Source organism: Spirochaetae bacterium HGW-Spirochaetae-1 (assembly GCA_002839375.1).
In the GTDB taxonomy this organism is placed as follows: Bacteria; Spirochaetota; UBA4802; order UBA4802; family UBA5550; genus PGXY01.
Genome location: PGXY01000001.1, coordinates 125995 through 148900 on the forward strand (window position 1 = coordinate 125995; position 22906 = coordinate 148900).

20 protein-coding genes and 1 tRNA gene are annotated in these 22906 nt (G+C 46.1%); 12 read left to right on the forward strand and 9 right to left on the reverse strand.

What is annotated here, in order from left to right:
- Positions 1-123: 123 nt before the first annotated feature.
- The 5 genes from ispE (at position 124) to CVV44_00560 (ending at position 3730) form a co-directional block, all read left to right on the forward strand.
- Positions 124-1029: a 4-(cytidine 5'-diphospho)-2-C-methyl-D-erythritol kinase gene (gene ispE / locus CVV44_00540; GenBank protein PKL41159.1), complete on the forward strand. Its 906-nt coding sequence runs from the start codon at positions 124-126 to the stop codon at positions 1027-1029.
- Between the two features lie 75 nt (positions 1030-1104).
- A tRNA-Gln gene (locus CVV44_00545) sits at positions 1105-1176 on the forward strand.
- A 231-nt stretch (positions 1177-1407) separates the two neighbouring features.
- On the forward strand, positions 1408-2349 hold the full coding sequence (locus tag CVV44_00550) for a ribose-phosphate pyrophosphokinase (protein ID PKL41160.1): 942 nt from the start codon (positions 1408-1410) through the stop codon (positions 2347-2349).
- A 36-nt stretch (positions 2350-2385) separates the two neighbouring features.
- Positions 2386-3018 carry a 50S ribosomal protein L25 gene (locus CVV44_00555; GenBank protein PKL41161.1) on the forward strand — a complete coding sequence of 211 codons (633 nt, stop codon included), beginning with the start codon at positions 2386-2388 and terminating at the stop codon, positions 3016-3018.
- 82 nt (positions 3019-3100) lie between these two features.
- Positions 3101-3730: an aminoacyl-tRNA hydrolase gene (locus CVV44_00560; GenBank protein ID PKL41162.1), complete on the forward strand. Its 630-nt coding sequence runs from the start codon at positions 3101-3103 to the stop codon at positions 3728-3730.
- Positions 3731-3747: 17 nt separating this feature from the next.
- Here the strand turns inward: CVV44_00560 and CVV44_00565 are convergent, their stop codons facing one another.
- On the reverse strand, positions 3748-4875 hold the full coding sequence (locus CVV44_00565; GenBank protein PKL41163.1) for a hypothetical protein: 1128 nt from the start codon (positions 4873-4875) through the stop codon (positions 3748-3750).
- Between the two features lie 537 nt (positions 4876-5412).
- On the opposite strand from CVV44_00565, the gene CVV44_00570 reads away from it, so the two are divergent.
- Complete coding sequence (locus CVV44_00570; GenBank protein PKL41164.1) at positions 5413-6123, forward strand: hypothetical protein; 711 nt, start codon at positions 5413-5415, stop codon at positions 6121-6123.
- A gap of 29 nt (positions 6124-6152) precedes the next feature.
- On the opposite strand, the gene CVV44_00575 is transcribed toward CVV44_00570, so the two are convergent.
- The 5 genes from CVV44_00575 to CVV44_00595 all read right to left on the reverse strand — a co-directional run bounded on the left by CVV44_00575 (position 6153) and on the right by CVV44_00595 (position 13509).
- The gene (locus CVV44_00575) at positions 6153-7004 is read right to left on the reverse strand and encodes a hypothetical protein (protein PKL41165.1); all 852 of its coding nucleotides are present in this window, start codon (positions 7002-7004) and stop codon (positions 6153-6155) included.
- Positions 6982-9261 (reverse strand): hypothetical protein, encoded by a 2280-nt coding sequence (locus tag CVV44_00580; protein PKL41166.1) that lies wholly within the window; start codon positions 9259-9261, stop codon positions 6982-6984. The genes CVV44_00575 and CVV44_00580 overlap by 23 nt, the downstream gene beginning before the upstream one ends.
- A gap of 11 nt (positions 9262-9272) precedes the next feature.
- Complete coding sequence (locus CVV44_00585) at positions 9273-10220, reverse strand: hypothetical protein (GenBank protein PKL41167.1); 948 nt, start codon at positions 10218-10220, stop codon at positions 9273-9275.
- A 1-nt stretch (position 10221) separates the two neighbouring features.
- Positions 10222-11181, reverse strand: coding sequence for an MBL fold metallo-hydrolase (locus CVV44_00590; GenBank protein ID PKL41168.1), 960 nt, complete (start codon positions 11179-11181; stop codon positions 10222-10224).
- Positions 11182-11292: 111 nt separating this feature from the next.
- Complete coding sequence (locus tag CVV44_00595; protein PKL41439.1) at positions 11293-13509, reverse strand: dehydrogenase; 2217 nt, start codon at positions 13507-13509, stop codon at positions 11293-11295.
- A gap of 230 nt (positions 13510-13739) precedes the next feature.
- Between CVV44_00595 and glpX the strand changes: the two genes are divergently transcribed.
- From glpX to CVV44_00625, 6 genes are all read left to right on the forward strand, one after another.
- On the forward strand, positions 13740-14690 hold the full coding sequence (gene glpX / locus CVV44_00600; GenBank protein ID PKL41169.1) for a fructose-bisphosphatase class II: 951 nt from the start codon (positions 13740-13742) through the stop codon (positions 14688-14690).
- Positions 14691-14722: 32 nt separating this feature from the next.
- On the forward strand, positions 14723-16507 hold the full coding sequence (locus CVV44_00605; GenBank protein ID PKL41170.1) for a hypothetical protein: 1785 nt from the start codon (positions 14723-14725) through the stop codon (positions 16505-16507).
- Positions 16508-16552: 45 nt separating this feature from the next.
- Complete coding sequence (locus CVV44_00610) at positions 16553-17548, forward strand: hypothetical protein (protein PKL41171.1); 996 nt, start codon at positions 16553-16555, stop codon at positions 17546-17548.
- A gap of 164 nt (positions 17549-17712) precedes the next feature.
- Positions 17713-18267 (forward strand): hypothetical protein, encoded by a 555-nt coding sequence (locus CVV44_00615; GenBank protein PKL41172.1) that lies wholly within the window; start codon positions 17713-17715, stop codon positions 18265-18267.
- A 37-nt stretch (positions 18268-18304) separates the two neighbouring features.
- Positions 18305-19519, forward strand: a complete 1215-nt coding sequence (locus CVV44_00620; GenBank protein ID PKL41173.1) for an aminoacetone oxidase family FAD-binding enzyme — start codon at positions 18305-18307, stop codon at positions 19517-19519.
- A 31-nt stretch (positions 19520-19550) separates the two neighbouring features.
- On the forward strand, positions 19551-20351 hold the full coding sequence (locus CVV44_00625) for a hypothetical protein (protein PKL41174.1): 801 nt from the start codon (positions 19551-19553) through the stop codon (positions 20349-20351).
- On the opposite strand, the gene CVV44_00630 is transcribed toward CVV44_00625, so the two are convergent.
- From CVV44_00630 to CVV44_00640, 3 genes are all read right to left on the reverse strand, one after another.
- Positions 20348-20611, reverse strand: a complete 264-nt coding sequence (locus tag CVV44_00630; GenBank protein ID PKL41175.1) for a hypothetical protein — start codon at positions 20609-20611, stop codon at positions 20348-20350. The two genes, CVV44_00625 and CVV44_00630, sit on opposite strands and share 4 nt — an antisense overlap.
- Before the next feature lie 7 nt (positions 20612-20618).
- Positions 20619-21263, reverse strand: a complete 645-nt coding sequence (gene fsa / locus CVV44_00635) for a fructose-6-phosphate aldolase (protein PKL41176.1) — start codon at positions 21261-21263, stop codon at positions 20619-20621.
- Positions 21264-21406: 143 nt separating this feature from the next.
- Positions 21407-22786 carry a hypothetical protein gene (locus CVV44_00640; GenBank protein ID PKL41177.1) on the reverse strand — a complete coding sequence of 460 codons (1380 nt, stop codon included), beginning with the start codon at positions 22784-22786 and terminating at the stop codon, positions 21407-21409.
- Between the last annotated feature and the right edge of the window lie 120 nt (positions 22787-22906).

Consider the following 22906-nt stretch of genomic DNA (forward strand, 5'->3'; position numbering starts at 1 on the left):
ATTTTCAGTTTTGAGCAGGCTGTCAAATACAATAATTGGTCAGAACTGATATAAGCAGAATAAAATAATTATTGACAAAAAAAACCGGTTACAATATTTTTGCCACTCAAATGTGTTGAACATATGTCATTGGGTAGATCAGTAAAAGCCTGTGCGAAAATAAACCTTCATCTGGAAGTATTGAATAAGCGCGATGATGGTTATCATAACATCTTCAGCGTTATGGCGCAGGTCGATCTCCACGATCTTTTAAAACTTGAAAAGGCAGATATTAGACATTCCGAGGGGAATGTCCAGGTTTTTGTAAACAATGCGGGCGGTTTGAATGCATCTGTTATTGATGCCATATCCCCGCAGGATAATCTTATTTCCCGTGCTGCACATCTCATGATGAAAAAACGGGGTTATTCCGGAGAATTGACCTTTTCCATTGAAAAAAATATTCCCGCCGGTGCCGGATTGGGAGGGGGCAGTTCAGATGCCGCCATGACGTTTAAGCTGCTTGATGAATATCTTGAAACAAAGGATAGTCGCCTGATGGAATTCGGAGCATCTATCGGAGCCGATGTTCCTTTTAACATGGTGGGTGGATTTGCCATATGTGAAGGTATTGGCAATGTGGTTGAGCCAATAACAGGCGGACTTGATTATACTGTTCTTGTTGCCAACAGGGGAATTCATATTGAGACTGGACAGGCTTACCGAATGCTGAATAGAAGCGTGACGACAAAATATGATGAAATAGATATTGCTTCTAAAAAGGAAAGAATCAGACAATCATTTCAGATCCGGTCTCTTGAGCCTATAAAAGATATACTTATAAACGATTTTGAAAGGCCGGTTTTCCAGTTGTATCCCGAACTGAAGGAATTGAAGGAAGAAATGCAGGGCCTCGGTGCCGAAATTGCCATGATGACCGGTTCCGGCTCAACCATGATAGGGCTTTTCAACGATGAAAAAATGGCGCAGGCTGCGGAGAAATGCTTGAAAAAGAAAGTACAGCTTGCTATGGTAACGAAGTTTTATTGATAAGATGTAGAATGTTATTTTATAATTATACTTAAATTGGTTTTTGATACTAAATGCTCCGGCATTTACATATATTGAGGCGTAGCCAAGTGGTAAGGCACCGGGTTTTGGTCTCGGCACTCCAAGGTTCGAATCCTTGCGCCTCAGATGTTTTGCTCCTCACGGAGGATCGCCTTTTCATCAATGCTCAAATGTCGTAACAGGGCCGGGTATGATTGTCTGTCATTTTTTATCGTGGCAATACCTTAGAAAGGATAAAGCAAATTAAGCTCCCGGCTGCTGTTGTCACCTGTGGACTTTCCTGCCAGGTAATAACGGTAAATTGAATGAGACTAAGCCGGGTTTTTCCCGGTATGAAACCAAAACACAGGCTGAATTATGCCAAACAGCACACTAAAAATATTTTCCGGTTCATCCAATCCCGAACTATCACAGGAGATAGCCAGCTATCTCAATGTGGAACTTGCCAGACTTGAATTAAAGCGGTTCATGGATGGCGAGATTTCGGTAAAACTCAAGGATAATGTCAGGGGACATGATGTCTTTATCATACAATCCACCTGTAATCCCACGAACGATAATGTGGTTGAACTGCTGCTTATAATTGATGCAGCCATGCGCGCATCGGCTTCTCGGATAACGGTTGTTATTCCCTATTATGGTTATGCACGACAGGACAGAAAAGTAGAACCGCGTGTTCCCATATCCGCAAAGGTTATGGCTAATATTATCCAGGTAACCGGTGCTGACCGTGTTTTAACAATGGATCTGCACGCGGACCAGATACAGGGGTTCTTTGATATACCTGTTGACAATCTGTTCGCTACTCCTATTGCCATTGATTACGTCAAGACACTCAGGATAAAGGATGTAGCGGTTGTATCACCCGATGCGGGTGGAGTGGACCGCGCGAGATTTTTCGCCCGATTTATAAACGCCGGCCTGGCAATTGTGGATAAAAGGCGGCCCGAGGCCAATGTTGCCGAGGTCATGCATGTTATCGGCGATGTCAAAGGCAAGAACTGCATAATGATTGACGATATGGTGGATACGGGCGGTTCAATCTCTAAGGCATGTCTTGCGTTAAAGGAATTTGGCGCAAAGGATGTGTATTGTCTTTTTACGCACCCCGTACTCTCGGGAGAAGCCGGGAGCAAGCTACTGTCAGCCGGATTCAAGGAAATAATCTGTATGAATACCATACCGGTGAGGGAAGAAAAGCAGCTTGAAAACATGACCGTGCTTTCAGTTGCTCCTCTGTTCGGTGAGGCAATACGAAGAATTCATAACGGTGAATCGGTCAGTTCGCTGTTTGTTTGATAAACTTTGAAAAAATAACCTACTCGAGGTTCAGATATGGAAGCAAAAACATTAAATGTTGAAGTCAGATCAGAAAAAGGAAAAAACGCCAACAGAAGACTGCGTTCGACGGGATATATTCCCGGTGTTATTTACTCGCACGGAGAAGTGGAGCAGATACAATTCAAGGAAAGGGATTTTTTCAAGCTATTCCGGGGGCATATAACAGAAAGTGTTATTTTTGACCTGAATTACGTCAACAAGACGGATAAAACAGAGGTAATGGCCTTTGTCAAGGATTACCAGATGGATCCCGCTTCAGAGGATATTCTGCACGTTGATTTGTTCAGGGTAACCAAGGGAGAAAAGATCCACACCATGGTCCCCGTTGAAATTATCGGAACTGCAAAGGGCCTGAAATTCGGTGGAATGCTCGAGGTCTATGAGCGTGAGATCGAGATACAGTGTCTCCCCAGGCACCTGCCGGAAAAATTTGTCGTGGATGTTACGGAACTCATGGTTGGACAATCCATTCATACCAAAGACCTTAATCTTGGTGAAAATCTGGAGCTTTTGGGAAGTCCTGAAGCCGTTATCGCTGCGGTGCATACAATTAAAGTAGCCAAAGAAACTGAAGAAGCTGTTGTTGAAGCCGTTGCAGAGACAGTTGAAAAGAAAGCCGGGGAGTAACATTTTTTATATTATAGCTACTAAATAAGAGGTATTTTAATTTAGTAGCTCAATAATATAATTTTATAAAGGGAGAAATTTATTGAAGCTAATCGTTGGTTTTGGAAACCCAGGAGAACGATATGCCAATAACAGGCAAAATATTGGATTTAAAGTTATAGATATTCTTGGAAATAATGAGAATATAGACGTACGGATAAAAAAGAAAAAATCGCTTATAGGAAGAGGTCAGATAAACAAGCAGGAGGTCGTTCTCCTGAAACCTCAGACCTTTGTAAATCTTATCGGTGAGTCGGTTTTATATATTGCCTCCTTCCTGAGAATCAATGTCAAAGATATAATTTGTGTTGTGGAAGATTCGGCCCTTCAGCTTGGTGAAATGAGGGTTGACTTTGTTTTTTCCAAGCTCAGCCATCCCGGTGTTCAATCCATGGAAAAAGCACTGAAATCCGATCGCTTTGCCAAGGTACGTGTTGGCATATCTGAAAAACCCGATGACATCGCAATGGACGCCTATCTGCTGCAGGATTTTACTGACGAGGAGAATCTGATTCTTATTGATGTTTTAAATAAGACGGAAGAAGTTGTAAAAATGCTTATAACCCGGCCCATTGAAGAGGTTCAGGAGAAATATAATCCTGAAGGCGCGCCGAAAATAAGGAAAAGAACAGTCAAAAAAATACACATCGATCATCGTAAAATAAAACACTGATCTGCTTTAAAGAATTATTACCCCTTCACCGTATCTTTGTACCTCCAATACAGTATTGCACTCACCATGGCGCTGATCAATATGACGAATGATGCCAGTGGAATGATAATTTCCGCCATTCCTGCTATGGCTATGAGGCAGAATATCAGCGAAAATGATTCTTTTTTAATCATAGACGTCATTGACTTTGCAAAACGGGCAAGGAAATCTTCATCGGGCAGTAATTGTAAAAAGTGCTTATCAAAAGCAGTGAGAAAACCGGTTTCATTGTATTTGCGTACATACCGAACCATAAAGGGAAGAAATACTGCCAGTGATGCAAACATGACAATAATCGAGGCCAGGGACACGGTGCCACCAAGATAGGAATAGTTAAGATATGATGAGGATATGAGAAAGAATAACAGAGTCAGGTTATTACCGATTGTTTCTATCCAATCACCTGTTTTCGAAAAATTAAATGTGAATTTTGACACCTCGTCGTTGACACCATCAAATACAGAGGACGTTTGAAAAAAAATACCGGCCATGGCCATCATGAAATAGCGGTATGATGATTCGGACGATCTGTCTGCAGCCAGCATCATGAAGACTGAACTCATAAGACCGATAAACATATTCAGAACTGAAAAGTATCCGGGATGAATTCTGATCCCGGCCACCTTTAGGCTTATGGGAATGGAAATCCTTTTATAGATTTTCTGTGCGATAAAACCGCCCGTGTTGGAAATGATAAACTGAGAAACCAACTGTTCCGCATTTCTAATGTCATTTAAGTTAAAAATGAGAAATTGATCACCTTTTATGAGAGGTGTAAGCTGATTCTTTCTCTGCTGGAAATAGGTTTCAACTGTATTCAGGTAGTGGGCCTGAAAAAAAAGGTTGGAAGGGACGATAAGAACGGTTTTTTTCGTACTGAGGCGGGTGTTTTCCAGCATGGCCACTCTCCCCGCTGACCTGATATGCCTGCTTATTTTGTTATTATAGAAGGCCTTTTCCTCTTCATTCAGATCAAGGTAAATCATGGGAATTCCGGCCTTGAGAAGTACATTTATATTTCTCTCCAGTAAATAGAGACCGCCCAGTTTTTTATCGTGACTGTAAGGTTTATCACTGCTTTTAATGATGGCAATTTCCGGTTGCATACGATCCTCTGCTAGTTTTAACTCACAACAAACTGAGAGAATGTCTATTTGCCGGGTTTAATTATGCAAGTAATTATTTAAATTATGGGCACCTCTAAGAATTAGGTTTTTCAACCCCCTCTTTTATTCTCCCCCTAATAGGGGGAGTTAGTGGGGGTAAAAAACCTAATTTTTCCTATGTTTGTGCCCATAAGGGAACATTTAATAATGTTTTATGAAGGTTTTTTTATAATTACCCGGAAGGTTCCAGTTTGTAAGAAAACGACTATGAGTTTTTGAAAAGGCCAAACCTGTCTAATCTGAACCCACTTTTACTTGTATGATATATAAATTTTTCTATTTCCCGCATTGCAGGGGTAATTTTCCTTGACTTTATCCATTCAGGAGATAAAATCTAATTAATTGACATTAATATATCGATAATGAAATGAAGGGGAGGTCATTCAGACCTCTGTTTAAATGAAATCAGTGATATTCTACATTTTAATGTGCCGGTGATTTCGACACGGGCTGTTAAATTCATAAGGGAGTTATAACATGGCAAAGGGATTTCGATTTATCAGTATACTGTTTTCAATTGTTATGGCAGCTTCAGCTGTTTCAGGTCAAGCAGTAAGTTATGATCCGGTATATGGCCCGCCCCAGAGGAAAGCGGAACCCATTAATATTGTTATGAGGCTCAGTTATGAAAATTTTAAGTATATAAAACTGCTTCAGGCCTCGGTAATGAATTATGGAGGCGGCGAGGCTGAAATTGAAAGACTCGTTGACCAGTACGCTGAAGCCAGCGCTCTCTATTTTCAAAATAAAGTAGAAGAAGCGGCTGATAAATTTATGGAAAATGAAAAAGAAATTCTTAAGATGTCTCAGAAGCTGGCGCGCCAGTACCGGGAAGATTCCGAAAAATTGCTTAACATGGGAATAAAAATGAACATCAGGGATTCCCTTAAAAAGGGTTTGAAGGGAGAAAAGCGTGATGCTGTAGCGGATAAATATCTCAGCAATGCTAAATTTGGTGTTCAGAAGGCCAATGATTATTTTGACCGGTATATCAATGCTCCCAGCGCCTCTCCCAGGGGACTGGTGACGGCAATTTACTATTATCGCCGTTCGAAGGAAAATATTCTCGGCATGGTGGAAGTGCTGGATGTAGATCCCGAGAAGAAGAACCAGATTCTGACGCAGCATAAAAAAGATATTGAGGACAATAAAAACAAGGTATATAAATCCATGGAGAAGGAGAATTAATGTAATTCTCCTTCTGTCTCATTTTCTTCCTATCTATCAGTTTTTTCCTCTAAGACAGGTATGTTTTGTTCCTCTTTCAGTACTCTGAGAGCCAGTATTCTTATGGTCGTATTTGAATGGGTCAAAAGGGTAATAATCTTTTCCCGCGTGGCTGAATCAAGCGAATATCCTTTAATTGCTACAAGTGCAGATCGCATGAGAGAATAGGGTGGCGGTGTTTTTGCCTTGATGATGCTGCTCAGAGCCTCATAAATGCCGGGGCTTTTTATGCTGAGATATTTCAGAGTAGTTATTTTAACGCTTATTGATGGATCGTTCAGGGCTTTGATAATTTGAGGCTCTAGGTCTCTCTGCAGGGTTTCATCCCTAAGGAGGAGAATTCCTTTTATAGAAGCCTCCCGGATGAGCCAGTCCTCACTTTTGATATTCTGGAGAAAAGCAGGAACTGCCCTGGGCGAACGGTGCTGACCCAGGGTTAGCAGGGTGAACCATCGAACATTCCCATCCCGTTCATCAAGGGACATTTCCAGAAGACGATTGAGGACCCTGTCTGAGTGATACCGGGCCAGGCCTTTGAGCGCCTCTATTTTTACAGCCCCGTGAATGTCTCTTGTCGCATCAAGGAGTAAAGATTCGGTCTGTTTGTCGGCCATGGACAGGGTTCCGTAGTTGCTAATGCCGATTATATCCTGAATTGCTTCCAGCCTTATTTTCCAGTCCGGCGACTGGTATTTTTTTTCAGCCTCCATTATGATGTACTGATCCAGGCTCTGATGCTCCCTGGTCTTGCTTTTTCCGCATCCGGTAAAGAGCGGTGCAAGACAGAGCACGAGAAGGATAATTATCCCGCGATGCAGCTTACCGTCCATATACACAATCATACTGTGTCAGGAATTTGCCTGTCCGGAGGATGTAATACCTGGTTTCCATAAAGGGAATGAATTCAGTGAAGAAATCCTCGTCCTGTGAGGAGAATTTCTGGCGCCATTTCTGGACATTGCCGGCCCCGGCATTGTAGCCGGCTACCATGTAGGTGAAATTGTTGTTAAAGAATTTTCGCAGCCATGCCAGATATCGGGTTCCGAACTGTATGGATGTACAGGGATTTTTCAAATCAAAGGAATTGATGCCGAGTTCCCGGGCAAGATCCTTTGCTGTCGGGGGCATGAGCTGCATGAGTCCCATGGCGCCGGCTGATGATACGGCCTTGTGGTTGAAAAGTGATTCCGCTTTTATGACCGAGAGGATCATATTTTTTCCAACGGGATACTTCCCTGTATATATTTCAAGACACTGCGGGAACGATTCGGGAAGCAGCATTTTTACAGCCTTTTCCGGCTGTATGAAGATATTTTCCTGCATGGAGAGAATTTTCAGCAGTTCCTGGCTGTAGTATGCGGCATAAAAATAGTTATGGTATTTCATCCCCAGTGTTGCAAGCAGGGCGTTTTTTTCAGCTTCGGTTTGCTTGTCCTTGGGAAGAAGGCTGCAGGTTCTCTGGATCGCTTCATCATTTCCGATACGGGCATATTTATCAAGGAGAGGAAGTTCAGCGTCCTGACGTGATCCCTTTTCCGCTTTCACCAGCAGGGATTCCAATTCTTCATAGTGATTTCTGATATCGGTCATTTTCTGCAGACGGGCGTTTCTCTTCTGGAAGTCCTTTTCTTTAAGGAATAGAAGGGAATGATAGAAAAGTGATTTCACCGGGTCTTTTTCTTTTCGGGCTTCGGTAAAGTGCTTATCCAGGGATTCCAAGGACTCCTGAGTGGCCAGTTTTTCGGCCACGATCCATGCATAGGGTGAATCGGGATTTTTTGTTATAAGGTCCAGGGCCGCTGAACGGGCCCCGTTGTTGTCGCCGTTTTGCAGGCGGATTTTATAGAGCCAGAAACGGCACTGATCGCTGTATTTTCCGCCGGGGTGATTTTTGTCTGATGTCATAAGGTATTGCAGGGCTTCCAGGGACCGGCCGTCTTTTATCTCATGGCGTCCCAGGAGCCACAGCATGGTATGCGACACCATGTCCCGGGGGTAGGCATTGACGTATTGCAGCAGATATGAGGTGAATCCCTGAGTAGACCGGTCTTCCATGTAGATGGCCAGGCGCTGCAGGGAGATACGTTTAATATCATCCCTGTCCGATTGGAGGAGCTTTTTATAATACGGGATCGATGCGTATTTTCTATTCATGGACCAGAGTTCATCGGCAAAAACGAATTGAATATCCTGCTCATCTACTTTTTTTATTTTCCTGGTCAGTGCGCCAAAATCCTTTGTGCTTCCGGTCCTGGCCAGTGTCCGGATAAAATACCTGAAGGATTCACTGTGCGGCGGTGCTGCAATATCCTTAACAGATTCAAGTACCTGCTTTGATTCATTGTACTTTTGTGCATGGTAGAGGGCTATGCCCAGGTCCTGTTTTTGCCGGTCATCAAGAATGATCGACCCCTTGTTGTGAAAAAGATGCAGATGTTCCGCGGCGATTGTTGCCTGCCAGGAATCGGGATTTATGGAGAGGATGATGAAGTAATCCGCAGCAGCCTTTTCAATGCTGCCTGACTCCTCAAGGATGGAGGCCTTTTTAATGAGAATAACGGATCGGGGTGAAGGCTCAGTAAAATCAGCGAGAAGTGTTTCCAGTATGGCAAGTGCCTGGCCGGTTTTCCCCGAGTGCTTGTAATTCTGTGCTTTTAAAAGCCGGGCCTGCAGGTACAATGGGAGGTTGTCCTTTGAAACGCGCTCAAGGAATTTATCAACGTAATCATACTCACGGTACAGGTAAAAAAGTCCGGCAATTTCGTATAACGCGTCATCATAGTATTCGGATTTGACATGGAATGACGTTACAAAGCGGTATACGGGCTGGGCATAGAGCTTCAGGCCGGGAGCCCGGCAGGTCGTGAAACAGCTGTTAGCCAGGTGATGCAGGGCCTTTTTATAATCTTTTTTTTCCTTCCAGGTTATGCCCAGGAGAAAGTGTTCTGCCGGTGAAAGTTTTTCGCCTTTAATTGATGATATTATTTCATCGGGAGTGTGGTAAAACCCCAGGTTGGAGAGGTTATTGCCGTTTCCGCTGCTTCCGGAACAGGCGAGTGTGATAAGAAATGTGGATAAGATGAGATACCGGTAATTCATGTGCCACCATTTCAATAATTAGTCTGATATTCCTTATATTCCTTGATTTCTTCCAGGCGGGGGTCGTCCCATACCATATCAAAGAACGATGTGCCCTCGCGCGTTCGGTAGTAGTTGTCGTTATGAACCAGGCTGTAATAGTCTTTTTTATCGTCGGAAATAGTGATGATAAGTTCATGGAGCCGGTCAAAGGATAGATATCCCAGGTCTGCCCGGGCAAGTTCCAGTTGTTCCTTGTCCTTCATGAGCTGTTTGCGCAGTTCTTCCATCCTGGCCTCATCGTTGGTTTTATGCATCTCGCCGTAGGCCATGTTTATTCGCTCCCGTACCTGCTCGGGTTTTTCCCGAATTTTGCGCGACTCAACGATGGAGAGAAATGCATAGCGTTTGGCGATTTTAATACGCTTGATCGCCCGGACATATTTATCCAGACGCATTGAGTAGAGAGTTTCACGATAGTTATCGGCCATGAGAAGAAGCTGGCGGGTCACGGCCAGGTCGCGGTATCCCAGGTTGATATAGTGCCGGGCCTTGTTGTCATTGGTATTGATGACCTCGGGGGCGAACCCGTTCAGGAGCTCCCTGGCCGCCGCAATATCCTTCTGCAGGGTGGTCCGGTACAGGTCGATGAGAAGTTTCTGCGCTTTACGGATCTCAACGAAGGAATCGTGAAAGGAAAATTTCATGTAAAGTATACGGGCTATCAAATCACGCTGTATGGCTTCCCGGTACAGGGCCTTCTGTTCCTCGCTTCCAAGGTTGGATACGGAAGAATTGATAAAATAAAAAAAATAACGGTTGTCCTTCAATCCTTTTTCGGCGTAACGCTGCTGTCCCGAATTCAGGCTTGATTTCGTGCGCTGTGCCTTGCCATCAAAAAAGGGGATAGCTGCGATGACCAGAGTCATCATGGTTATTGTTACTATTCTTTTGTGGTTCATGAGAGTTGACGGAAACATTTTATAGTGTAAAGGTCATGCCTTCTGTTGCCTGAAGTATTTTCAGCGTGTTATTCCCGTTGTCAAGGGCATGCTGGAGGGCGCTTTTATGGTTTTCAAATAGGGCTTCGTCGCTGTAGTCAGGTTCATGGTGAGTCAGGACCAGCGTTTTGACGTTCCATCTCAGCCCGCAATTGACTGCCATGGTGTAGCTTGTGTGGCCCCAGTCTATTTTCATGAAGGATTCTTCCAGCGTATATTGCGAGTCAAGAACCAGGATGTCGGCATCGAGAAAAAAATCGGTATGATTGCCGATTTTTTCCAGGGTTTCGCCGGTAAATTCTGCATCGGTAGCGAATATAAAAATCTTTCCATTCTGTCTGAACCTGTAGGCGAAACTTCCATTGGGGTGCGTAAGGGGATAAAAATCAAGCAGAAGATCATCTTCAAGCTGAATGGGATTTGTCGTTTGTGAATCCAGGGTATGGAAAAATTTTGTTGATCCTGTACTGCCAAAGGCCGCGGGGAAATTGGGAGCGGACATCTGGTTTTTAAGTATTTCCTCCTGTCCCTTGTACGGCGAATAAAAATGTATAACATTGCCGGGAACATAGATGGGCTTGAAAAAAGGGAGTCCCTGGATATGGTCCCAGTGATTGTGGGTCAGCAGGATGTTAACTTCTCCCTTTCCCTTGCCAAAGGCCCCTTTCATGAGTTCGTTCCCCAGGGGGCGGATTCCTGTTCCGCAGTCCAGTATATATGTTGCACCGCTGTCGGAAACGACTGAAACACAGGTAGTATTGCCGCCATACACGGATTTCAGGTCGTCGGGGAGTTCATTGATAAACCCGTCAATGGATTCCTTCGAAGAAATGCCCGCGGAGAGAGCCTTGTCAAGAATTGCCCTTATTTTTGAGGTATATTCAGTGTTTGAAAGGGGTGATGGCAGGGAACCCCTCACACCCCACAGTTTGATATGCATAGTCTTTAAATACTCCTCAAGGGAATTATGACAGATTCCATATAATTATTCACTGTAAAGAGCCGCTGTTTTTTCTGCAAGATATTTTTTAATAGAACCGGTATCCGCAAGCTATTGCATTTTTTTCACAAAGTCCCGGCTGATCTCTCCGATGCTGTTACAGCCCGTTAGAATCATGGCTTTTTTCAGATCCGTTATCAGGTTCTTGAAATAGAAGGACGTTCCTTCCGCTCCCATGCCCACGGCTGCGATGGCAACGGGACGGCCGATTAGGACATAATCGGCACCGAAGGCGATGGCCTTGATGATGTCAACCCCCTTGCGGAAGCCGCCATCAATTATTATCGTGATTTTTCCTTTTACCGCGTCGGCGATCTCTTCCAGGACATCCATGGTCCCCACCATTTCGTCAAGAACCCGTCCTCCGTGATTTGAAATGATGATGGCACTGGCCCCTGCTTCAGCGGCTTTTATGGCGTCATCGGGATTCATTATTCCCTTCAGAATGAAGGGTAGTTTTGTCGATGCTATCAGCTCCTTCAGGCTTTCCATGCCCTTGGGGCCCACGGACTGGTTTCTCATCTCCATGGTTTTAAAGACGACGGCGTCTATATCGACACCCACGGCAATGGCCCCGGCCTTTTCCGCGGCCTTGATGCGGGTTATTATTTCACTGTTTTCACTGCGTGGTTTGAAAATAGCAATACCCATTCCCTTGTTTTCTTCGATGGCCTGAAGACCTATTTTATATTTTGTGGGTGTTGCGCCGTCACCGACAAAGCTGAGTGTTCCCGCCTCCAGCGTGCCCTGTATAACGGCCCTGTTATATTCCAGTTCATCGATGGCGCCTCCCATGTTGGTGACCGCTCCCGTTATAGGGGCGGCCATGACAGGGAGGGACAGCTTGTGTCCGAGAAATTCCACCGATGTATCGGGGTCCGTAACGTCATGAATGAGCCGCGTGGTAAGTTTATATCGCTGGAGGGACTCGGCATTTCTTCGGAACGAGGCGCCTGTTCCGGCTCCTCCCATACCGGGAACTCCCGTGGGACAGTCCTTGCCGTCACAGTTTTTACAGACATAGCAGATTTTTTTGAATTTTTCCCTGGCGGCAAGATAGATTGCCTCCATGCTTATTTCGGGTTCATCCAGGAGATCAATATTGAGTTTCTTCATGCATTCAGCCACATGAGACTCGGCCTCTTCAAGCGTATCGCCTGTGGCAATGATGTGGCCGGCCTTGTCAATATTGCATCGCGGCTGGACAACCTTGTCGCCGATTTTAACGTTGATGAAGATTTCCTCGATGCCGGGAACCTTTAAAGCCTCTTCAAGGCCGTTGATTTTTTTGACGAAACCCGGCTTCAGGATGATGGCCCGTTCAATGGCGACCTTGTTGATAACCGGTATGAGGTTCCCCGGTTCCTGGCCCAGGGCGATTTCAATGGCAGCTTTCATCAGATCCACTCCGGTCGAGAGAGGATAGGTGTAGGCTGACATGAATCCACCCGAGAGACGGGCCGCCAATTCCCCGATCATGGCGCCGTTTTTGGTGACTTTAATATCACCCTTGGCCGCCCCGATATTGATTCCCAGAGCATGTATCCCCTGCCGCATGACATTGCAGGCGTCATCGAGCATTTTTTTCGAAAGGGCCGAGGGCATGTTATGGCCGATTTCCACAAAATAGGGAGGATACTTGATGATACGGTCGGCGATACCGGTCCAGGTAATCTCGTCGTTGAATATCATGGCGTCAATGGACAGTTCCGGCCCTTCCATGTATTCCTCTATGAGCAATTCTCCGCTGGGCGAGGCGCTCTTGGCGTACTGGAAGGCATCAGCCAGTTCATTCAGGTTATTCAGCCTCATCACGCCGCGGCCTCCCATGTTGTCCGACGGCTTGATCACCACGGGGAACTGCATGATTTTGCAGGCCGCCTTCGCGTCTTTGAGTGACCACACAGGGAGAAAGCTGGGAGAGGGCACTCCATGCTCCTTGAAGCGCATGCGCATTTTTATTTTATTGGTGGCGGCTTCAGCGTTTTCGAATTTTATGCCGGGAAGCTTAAGAGCGTTGGCCACGGCAGCCACGGTCATGGAGGCGTCGGTTCCCACGGTCAGCACGCCATGTATGGGGGTTATTTCATTCTGGGATTTTGCTATACGCACTGAGCCTTCAATGTCGCGGGTGCTCATTATGATGGGTATATCTGCATCTTTCATGCCCATGGCATTGGTGTCGTAATCGGTGACAATAACCTGATAGCCCATTTTCTTTGCCGTCACAATGACAGGGGCCTGAAGCAGCCCGCCGCCTATGATCATGATTGTCTTTTTCACAGTCTTTTCTCCGGGAATTTTGGTGTCGGGTCGATACCTGGTTATTATGTCTCATAATGTTAGTATACTTGCATCAAGAGTCAATAAATAAATTGTGCAAACTGTACATTTTTTTGTATACTATTCAACTTTCCACGATATATTCAGCGGTGAAAAGAGCTTGAAAATAAAATTCATGGGAATATACATGGTTTGAACCTTGATATGGAGGATCTATGGACAGATATTTGACTCTCGAGGCGGTGCGTCTTACCGAAATGGCCGCTCTTCATGCCAGCAGGTTCATGGGAAGGGGAGATGAGGATATTACCTATTTTTCCGCCTCGGAGGCCATGGTAAATCTTTTGAATACTATGAACGTGGATGTGGATATTGTTATAGGTTCCGACAGCCAGGAGAGCAAGCTCATGGATGGCACTGTTTTCGGACCGGGGAATGGAGCCAAAATCGATGTGGCGGTCAAGCCGCTGGACGGAAAGATGACCTGCGCCAGGGGAGGCCACAATGCCATATCCATTATTGCCGTGGGAAACCCCGGTTCATTCATGAGAACGCCTTCCGGCCATATGATGAAAATTGCCGTGGGTCCCGATGCCAAGGGGAAGATAGATATAGACCAGACACCGGAAATAAACATCAAGCGCGTGGCCAGGGCCAAGGGAAAATATATCGAGGATATGACCGTATGTGTTCTTGACCGTGAAGTGAACAGTAACATGGTTGAAGAGATCCGCCAGACCGGGGCGCGTATAAAATTCATACGTGACGGTGATATTTCCGGTGCTATTTCAGCGGCCATTACGGATAATCCCATTGACCTCCTCATAGGAGTTGGGGGAGCCAAGGAAGGTGTTCTGGCGGCTGCAGCCCTCAAATGCCTCGGGGGCGACATGCAGGCGCGCTACATACATGATGACAGACGACAATCCCGTGGAAATGCCGATGATTCCCATATCGATTATGAAAAAATCTATTCCATAAGTGATCTTGTCCGGGGGAGTGAAATTATGGTGGCGGCTACGGGTGTTACCGATGGGGTGCTTCTCGCCGGTGTCAGGTATTTTTCAGGCGGTGCCGAGACCTCGTCCATTGTCATGCGTCAGAAGACACACACGGTACGCCACATCAATGCCGTACATCATTTTGATTTTAAACCAATTTTCTAATTCAAATAGTAACAGGGAAAGAAGGCTGTACAATGGAGACATCTTCAACGGAAACAATGGAGTATAAATTCGATATTTCTCTTGTCCGTTCCATCAATAAATCCATAACTTCGCATATGCCTCTTCCCACTCTTCTGGAAAGCATTCTGGAGGTGGCGAAAACTCTCATTGGTGCTGAATCCTCGTCCCTTCTTCTTACCGACAGGCAAAGCGGGGATCTTATCTTTAACATTGTCATTGGAGATAAGGGGGAGATAATCAAAGGACGGCGGGTTCCCCGGGGAAAGGGCATTGCGGGAATGGTTGCTGAAACGGGCAAGCCGCTCCTGGTCAATAATGCCCAGGATGATCCCCGCCTGTTCAAGGAAATAGACGACAAGTCCGGTTTCTTGACAAGAAACATTATAACTGTTCCCATGATCGTCATGGATGAGCTGGTAGGTGTCCTTAATGTGGTCAATTCCAAGGGCAAGGACCGTTATGATTCCGTTGACCTGGAAAAGGCTCAGTATATCGCCGAACAGGCGGCTATCGCCATCACCAACAGGATGCTCTATGACGACCTGGAAAAAAGGATTGCTGAACTTTCTGCGCTCTATGATGTGGCCAATGCCATTTCCCTCACCGGCCATAATGAAGATGTTCTTCAGAATATTTTGTCTTCGCTTTCGGCGTCCATGAATGTCGAACGGGCATCCATCGCCATATACAACCGGGAGAAAAAAAAGCTTATTCTGGAGGCGATGTGCGGATTTGAAAAAAGGGGAGATGCGAGGATCGAGGTGGATATCGACTCAACCATATGCGGGAAGGTTTTCAAAAGCGGCGATCCGCTTATAGTCTCCAGCGCCGATGGCGAGCTTCCCCTGCATTTGCGAAGGTACCGGAAAAATTATCATACTGATTCTTTCATATCAGCTCCCATCATCTACAAGAATGAAACGATTGGCGTTTTAAACCTGGCGGACAAGAAAAACGGCGGCATTTTTGATTCCTTTGATCTCCGTGTTCTTACCACCGTGGGAACGCAGATCGCCGAGGCATACCAGAACGCTCTCAACTTTAAAAACAGGGAGGAGCAGCGACGCCTGGCCCAGGAGATAGAGATTGCATCCAGGATACAGCGGGGAATACTACCCAGAATCCCCGCAGTATTTCATGACCACAGGCTGGCCGCCTACATACAGCCTGCCCGGGAGATCGGCGGCGACTTCTATGACTTTTTCCAGATTGACGAAAGGAAATACGGCATTCTCATCGCTGATATTTCAGGAAAGGGTATTCCGGCAGCGTTGTTTATGGGATCGGTGCGCAATATTATCAATGCTGAAAAAGAGACCGATCCCCGGCCGTCGCACCTGCTTAGAAACTGCAACAGGCATGTGTATAATGATTCTGAATCAGGCATGTTCGTCACGCTGTTTTATGCCACCGTGGACATGGATACGCGGATCATTACCTACAGCTCCGCAGGACATAACAATCAGCTCCTGGTACGGAAAAACAGGTGTGAAGAGGTCATTCTCAACACCCGGGGAAAGCCCCTGGGTGTGCTTGATGACCAGGAATTTCAGGAATGCACGGTGCAATATGAACCGGGCGACATTCTGCTTTTGTACACCGACGGTGTTCTGGAAAACCTGGGCGGCAGTGATCTGGATGCGGATCTAGGCGAAAGGGAACTTTCCAGGGTTGTGTCGGGATTTGCCGACACCGACCCCGGTGAACTGATTAATCATCTGAAACTGGTAATGAGCCGAAACCGCATTGCAACGGATATGAAAGATGATATTACTATTGTAGCTGTAAGTCTTTAAAATCGGAGCGGACATATCATCCTGTTGTGATCAACTGGTGAACATGTGAAAAAAGCAAATTATGTTTTTCTTGCGGCGGGTCTTTTTATCCTTCTTCTGCTCTTTAAGTCCTTTGGTATTGCGGCGACGATAAATCACATCAAGGCTATGGGGTGGCGCTTCGCCCTTGTTGCAGGTATCCACATTGTCAATAATAGCTTTCTTGCCCTGGCATGGGGGCTGTTTATTCCTGTGCCTAAAAATGCCGCTTTCATTATAAAGCTTTTCCTGGCCCGGGTGGCAGGAGATGCGTCGTCGTCGATCAATAGTCTGGGAGCCGTCGCCGGGGAACCTTTAAAAGCGATGTATCTTCAGGACAGCGTGCCCCTGCAGACCGGTCTTGCCGCGGTGGTGCTTGACCGAACGATCCATTCCTTTGCTGCGATTCTGATCTTTCTTACCGGCATTATGGCGGGATTTTTCTTGCTGAATCTTCCGCTGTCCGTTTCTGTGATCAGCCTGGCAGCCATGCTTTTCGTTATGGCTCTCATGTTTTATGTTCTCCACAAAGAGAAAGATGGTTTTATCGAATTTATTCTCTCAATGATCCCGGCAGGAATGATCCGGCGATTTATGAATGAGGGACGTTGGGAAAAAGTGAAGACCCTTGACAAGGAAATCAGCGGCCTCCTGAGTCGGGAAAACAGGAATAAATTTTATATTGCGCTATCGATTCACTATACATCGGTGCTGTCTATCCTGACTCTGGAGATTTACATTATTGTTCATTTCATAGAATCGGTGGCTGCCTTTTCCATCCTGCATGCCATGTTTGTATATATCTTAGGATTTATCGTTACCAGCACAATGTTTTTCATGCCTGCTAATCTGGGAACCAGCGAGGGTTCCTATTCACTGGCCCTTTTGTTGCTCGGCTTTGACCCGGCACTGGGCCTTACTGTGGGTATGATAAGAAGACTCAGGACCTTTGTCTGGGCTGGTATAGGGATCGTGATCCTCTTTTATGCCGGTCTGACCGGAAAGAACAGCAAGAGAGTCTGACATTTTATTGCGGAAAATACAACCGCGTGATGGTGATGCTCCATGTTGTATGCTCGGTAAATTCATGAAGATGGATAGCCTTTATACCGACAAATAGAGGGGACCCCCATTTCTATTGTTAAATGGGAAGTGGATTGTTCCTAATAAATATACAGGGTATGGCCATGGAAAAAAAGTCGAGGATGAGGACATTTCTGTTCTTTTTTATGATGACGGCAATTCTTTTCACCGGCGGTCCCATGTGCAAAAAGGATATGGAAACCACCGAACCAACAGAGATGAAAGAAGAAAAGAACGGGTCGGTGATAAAGGGCAGGGAAGAAGACAGGCATATTGAAGGTAAAACAACAAAAGAGACCATAAAAGAGAATAAAGAAACTGGTGTCATTGAATATAAATTTTATGTGGGAAGTTACCGGTTGAAGATGTCGGGTTTTACCGGTGTCTTGAACATTACATTTACAGAAGGCGCCTACCAGGGGACCATTTACTTTGAAAACTGGGGCAATAAAACCCCGCAGCCTTTAAAGAACCTGAAGATACGTGAAAAAAAGATATATTTCATCCGCAGCATTACAACGGAAGAGGAGAAAATAAAATTCGGCAGCAGCCGTTATTTTCAGCAGACCTATTATGGACTGTTTTCCGATGATGGTATGATGATTCGCGGTTATTATAACGATTCCGGCGCTGAGAATAAATGGGAAGCACGTCGTTAAGGTAAAACAGGATTAAATAAATACAGACGGTTTTTGGATGAAAAGAATTGCTATCATAGGTGCAGGTGCATCAGGTCTTACTGCAGCCTGTTATGCGTCAGGGGACGGCAGGCATGTGCTTCTTTTTGAAAAGCAGAAAAAAATCGGCAGAAAACTTTTGGTAACGGGAAACGGCAGGTGCAATATATCAAACAGAAATATTATCGCCGGACATTATCATGGCCATAACTCCCGTTTTGTTGATGCCGTCTTTTCCCGTTTTTCACTCCAGGATACGATCACCTTTTTTGAGGAACTGGGCGTTCCTTTTATCGAGGAGGATGAGGGGAGACTGTATCCCGCATCGCTCCAGGCATCAACTATCACAAAAGTTTTTCAGTACGAATTGAAAAAACGAAATGTCGATCTGCAGCTTCACCGCAGGATAGAAAGGATAGAATACGAGGAGACAGGCTTCACCCTGTATACTGCAGGAGCCGAGGAACACCGCGTTGATTCGGTTATATTGGCGGCGGGGAGCTGCGCCTTCCCACCTGCGGGCGCTTCCAATATTGGTTATGACCTGGCCCGCTCTCTGGGGCACCGGGTTTATGAGCCATGGCCGGTCATACTCCCCGTCACGATTCCCCTTAAATCACTGCATCAGCTCCAGGGAATTAAATGGGATGCAGCCATTCGTGTCGAGGTTAACGGGAAGGAGCAGGAGAGAAGTGTGGGTGAACTGCTTTTTACCGCTTATGGAATATCCGGACCGGTTTCGCTCAACGTGTCTAGATCGGTAAATGCCGCAGTCATTGCCGGTAAAAGCCCGGTTGTAATCATCGATCTGTACCCTTCCATGTCGGGCGATGACCTGGCCCGGCGGCTGGACAGGCTCTGGTCCGATGGCGGGAAAAAGACTGGGTTCAGTCTTCTGGGTATCATGAAAGAGCGGATGCCAGAAGTGCTTTGCGGAATTGCCGGCGTTGATCCGGAAAAACGCGTTGCATCCCTTACACCCGCGGATAAAGAAAAGATTGCCGGTACCATGAAAAACCTGATCCTTGAGCCGGGAAAGCCCCGCGGATTCCAGGAAGCCGTTGCTGCCGCAGGCGGTGTTGATGTCGATGAAATAGACCCGGCCACCATGGAATCGAAACTTGTCAGGAACCTGTACATTACCGGCGAACTTCTCGACGTAGACGGAGACAGCGGCGGATACAATCTGCAGTTTGCCTGGAGCACCGGTGCTATAGCCGGCATGGCTCAATAATTCACGCAGAGGTGCATTCCCGTGCCGGTGGATGCAGATCAGGAGGAAAGCCATGGCCCTGCCAATTCATCAGTTTATTGATATTCATGAATATACAGGATCAGACATTGTACCGGTCTCCGTGCCCGTAAGTGCCGAGTATGCCTTCACCTTTATGCTCAATGGCAGTCCATACATGACCTTTGCGTCATCGGGAAGTGGGCTTGAATCCTATGCCCTGGGGCATCTTATAAGCGAGGGGATTGTCACGGGGAAGCAGGATATTAAAAGCATAACCGTGAATGAGGAGGAGAGGATTATCAATATCGTCCCTCATAATGACAGGAATGTTTCACGAAAATTGTCGGAACTGGTGAACGTAACGGCAGCGGGCGGGAAAAGCAGGCGGGAGCTTCCTCCGCGCGAGCGTGAACGCAGGGAACTGCCCGTGATTGACGCCCGAATCATATGCCGGTGTGCCGGGGATTTCCTCGCGTATTCCAATGAGCACGACCTGACCCATGGTGTGCACAGCGCAGCCCTTTTCGGCCTGACAGGGGATAGAAAGGCATTTTTTGACGATATAGGGAGACACAACGCCGTGGATAAAATTATCGGCTTTGCCGCCGCCGGTGAAATGTCCTGGAATGAGAATATGCTTTTCACCACGGGCCGAATATCCTCGGAGATCACCTTCAAGATCATCAATTCCGATGCGTCGGTGCTGGTTTCACGGGCATCACCCACCAGCTTTGCCGTGGAGCTTGCCAGGATGTACAACCTGCTTGTCATCGCAAGGGCACGCGGCGCCGGTTTCTGGATCATAAACGGCCGTGACCGGGTGACGTTTTAAAACAGGGTCATGAAGCCTTCCAGTGAAGAAATCTTCCCGCATAATGATTGGAGCTCCTCTTCCGAGGAGAAGCAGGCCGTTATAGTGAATGATATGAATTTGCCGTTCCTGCTTTCCCTGCTTTCGATATTTCCCCCGATATCACTTTCCGAAAGGATGCTTTTGATGCTTTCCAGTGTGTGAAAACGGTTCCTGAATATTGATTTGAATGACATTTCAGCGGGATATTCAATGCCGCTGATTTCGTTTTCCCGTGTCATGTCCGGTTCACTTGCCTATTTTTTTATAGTCCTCAAGAAATTGGGCAAGGCCCCGGTCCGTGAGAGGATGCTGGATGAGCTTCTGGAAAACGGAAAATGGTATGGTGGCGATATGGGCTCCGGCAAGGGCTGCGTATTTTATATGCAGTGAGTTGCGCACGGAGGCGACTATCACCTCGGTCTCGTAACCGTAGTTGTCATAGATGGCCGTTATTTCCTCAACCACTTCCATGCCGTCGGCGTTAATATCGTCAAGACGGCCGACAAATGGAGAAATGTAGGTGGCACCGGCCTTGGCTGCCATAAGGGCCTGGACGGCGTTGAAACAGAGAGTCACATTGGTTTTGATACCCTCCGATGAAAGGGTTTTTACCGCCCGGAGCCCCTCCTCTATAAGGGGAATTTTGATGTTGATATTTCCCCCCAGTTTTATCAGCTCATGGGCCTCTTTCAGCATGCCTTTATAATCAGTGGATATGACCTCGGCTGAAACGGGACCATCCACCTCCCTGGCAACTTCCGTCAGCACTTCGATATAGGGTCTCCCGATTTTACTCACCAGAGACGGGTTAGTGGTGACGCCATCCAGTATGCCCAGTTCACGGGCCTTGCGGATCTCATTCACATCGGCCGTATCGATAAAAAATTTCATAGGATTCCCCTGTTTTTATTTTTTGACTCAGCGGAAGAAATAATCCGCATTATACCCCATACATCAGTGAAAAAATGGGGAAATAATGCAATTATTTTTTCCCGTGGAAAGCAGTACCTGATAAAAATATGATGGATTGTCAATTATTTACAGTATTGTTTTATAAAAAGACCGGCGTCATCGGCCTTCAGTGGTTTGCCGAAATAGTAGCCCTGTCCATAGTCGCAGCCAAATTCCTTGATCAGCCTGTAGTGATCGTCGCTTTCAATGCCTTCCGCCACGACCTGCTTGTTCATGTTTTTGGCAAGATCAATTACAGATTTTACAAGCTGAAAGCTCTGCTCATCAATATGCATCCACTCGACAAAAGACTTATCGATTTTTAAAATGTCCACGGGAAAATGAAGAAGATAGGTCAGTGAAGAGTAGCCTGTTCCAAAATCATCGAGATACAGAGGAAAGTTCAGTGATTTGAGTGTGAGCAGGGTGAGATTGGCCATCTTCATATTTTCCATAAAGGCGCTTTCAGTAATTTCCAACCCGATATTTGGAGTCTGTACTTTATATTTTAGCGCCGTATCAAGGATATTGTCGCTTAACCCGGCGTGAAGAAACTGTCGTGCCGAGAGGTTTATATTGACGCGTAATTGCTGATCGATACTGAAACCCTCATGCCATTGATGCAGCTGTTTCATGGCCTCTTCTATTATCCAGGACCCCAGGGGAATGATGATTTCCGATTTTTCGGCAATGGGAATAAAGGAGTCGGGGGGGATGGTACCTCTTTCCGGGTGTGCCCAGCGGATGAGCGATTCAAACCCGGCAAGACAATCGCTTTCCAGGGAAATGACCGGTTGATAGTAGAGCCTGAATTCATTTTGTTCCAGGGCACGGTACATCTCTTTTTCCAGGCTTAACTCTTCCTGGTTGGCGATTTCCTGGTCTTCCATGATGGGCTCTTCGCAGATATTCTGAACGGCAATCGATTTGTTTTTCAAAATGTTTATCAGCATCCGGTTCTGGTCCAGGGAATTTTCCATGGTGGATATGAGTGATGCCAGTACATGGTTTCCCGGGAGTGAAATTTCGTAATTGTTGCCACGGTAGGCGAAACTTACGGTGAACTTTTCTTGAAGGGATGTCCCCCTGTCGGAGGTTCCTAATTCCGTAATGCGGTTCAGAAGAAAGTTTTTGCCGCAGGGGGTATGAATGTAGTAGATAATTCCGGCTTCAAGACCTTTTAAATAGTGTTCGGGATCAGAGAGAGAACCGAATATGAGAGACCTGGCCTTTTGTCCCGGGGAAAAGGCTTTGATATCTTGCCAGAATTTGTCTTTTTCCAGGAATCCTTTTCTGACGCTGAGTATAATAAGATCACTTTCAAGAGAATCGCGTATTCTCTCCAGGTCCCGTGATTCTACCATGGAAATAGTATGGCCTGCATCGGAAAGAATTTTTGCCACGAGGCCCGCGTTTCCCGATTCGAATTCAATAATGGTAATGGTCAGTTTTGGTATATCCATTCTACGCCTCTCCGGTACTGCCTGATTTGCTTCGGGAAAGGGCTTTAACTTTTATTCTTTACACAGGCATTTCCGACTTTCATGAGTTTATCAGAGAAATGGATATAGTCAAGATAAAAG

Coding starts and splice junctions, on each gene's coding strand:
- ispE (PKL41159.1), top strand. CDS start 124: ATGTCATTGGGTAGATCAGTAAAAGCCTGTGCGAAAATAAACCTTCAT.
- CVV44_00550 (PKL41160.1), top strand. CDS start 1,408: ATGCCAAACAGCACACTAAAAATATTTTCCGGTTCATCCAATCCCGAA.
- CVV44_00555 (PKL41161.1), top strand. CDS start 2,386: ATGGAAGCAAAAACATTAAATGTTGAAGTCAGATCAGAAAAAGGAAAA.
- CVV44_00565 (PKL41163.1), bottom strand. CDS start 4,875: ATGCAACCGGAAATTGCCATCATTAAAAGCAGTGATAAACCTTACAGT.
- CVV44_00570 (PKL41164.1), top strand. CDS start 5,413: ATGGCAAAGGGATTTCGATTTATCAGTATACTGTTTTCAATTGTTATG.
- CVV44_00575 (PKL41165.1), bottom strand. CDS start 7,004: ATGATTGTGTATATGGACGGTAAGCTGCATCGCGGGATAATTATCCTT.
- CVV44_00580 (PKL41166.1), bottom strand. CDS start 9,261: ATGAATTACCGGTATCTCATCTTATCCACATTTCTTATCACACTCGCC.
- CVV44_00585 (PKL41167.1), bottom strand. CDS start 10,220: ATGTTTCCGTCAACTCTCATGAACCACAAAAGAATAGTAACAATAACC.
- CVV44_00590 (PKL41168.1), bottom strand. CDS start 11,181: ATGCATATCAAACTGTGGGGTGTGAGGGGTTCCCTGCCATCACCCCTT.
- CVV44_00595 (PKL41439.1), bottom strand. CDS start 13,509: ATGATCATAGGCGGCGGGCTGCTTCAGGCCCCTGTCATTGTGACGGCA.
- glpX (PKL41169.1), top strand. CDS start 13,740: ATGGACAGATATTTGACTCTCGAGGCGGTGCGTCTTACCGAAATGGCC.
- CVV44_00605 (PKL41170.1), top strand. CDS start 14,723: ATGGAGACATCTTCAACGGAAACAATGGAGTATAAATTCGATATTTCT.
- CVV44_00615 (PKL41172.1), top strand. CDS start 17,713: ATGGAAAAAAAGTCGAGGATGAGGACATTTCTGTTCTTTTTTATGATG.
- CVV44_00620 (PKL41173.1), top strand. CDS start 18,305: ATGAAAAGAATTGCTATCATAGGTGCAGGTGCATCAGGTCTTACTGCA.
- CVV44_00625 (PKL41174.1), top strand. CDS start 19,551: ATGCAGATCAGGAGGAAAGCCATGGCCCTGCCAATTCATCAGTTTATT.
- CVV44_00630 (PKL41175.1), bottom strand. CDS start 20,611: ATGACACGGGAAAACGAAATCAGCGGCATTGAATATCCCGCTGAAATG.
- fsa (PKL41176.1), bottom strand. CDS start 21,263: ATGAAATTTTTTATCGATACGGCCGATGTGAATGAGATCCGCAAGGCC.
- CVV44_00640 (PKL41177.1), bottom strand. CDS start 22,786: ATGGATATACCAAAACTGACCATTACCATTATTGAATTCGAATCGGGA.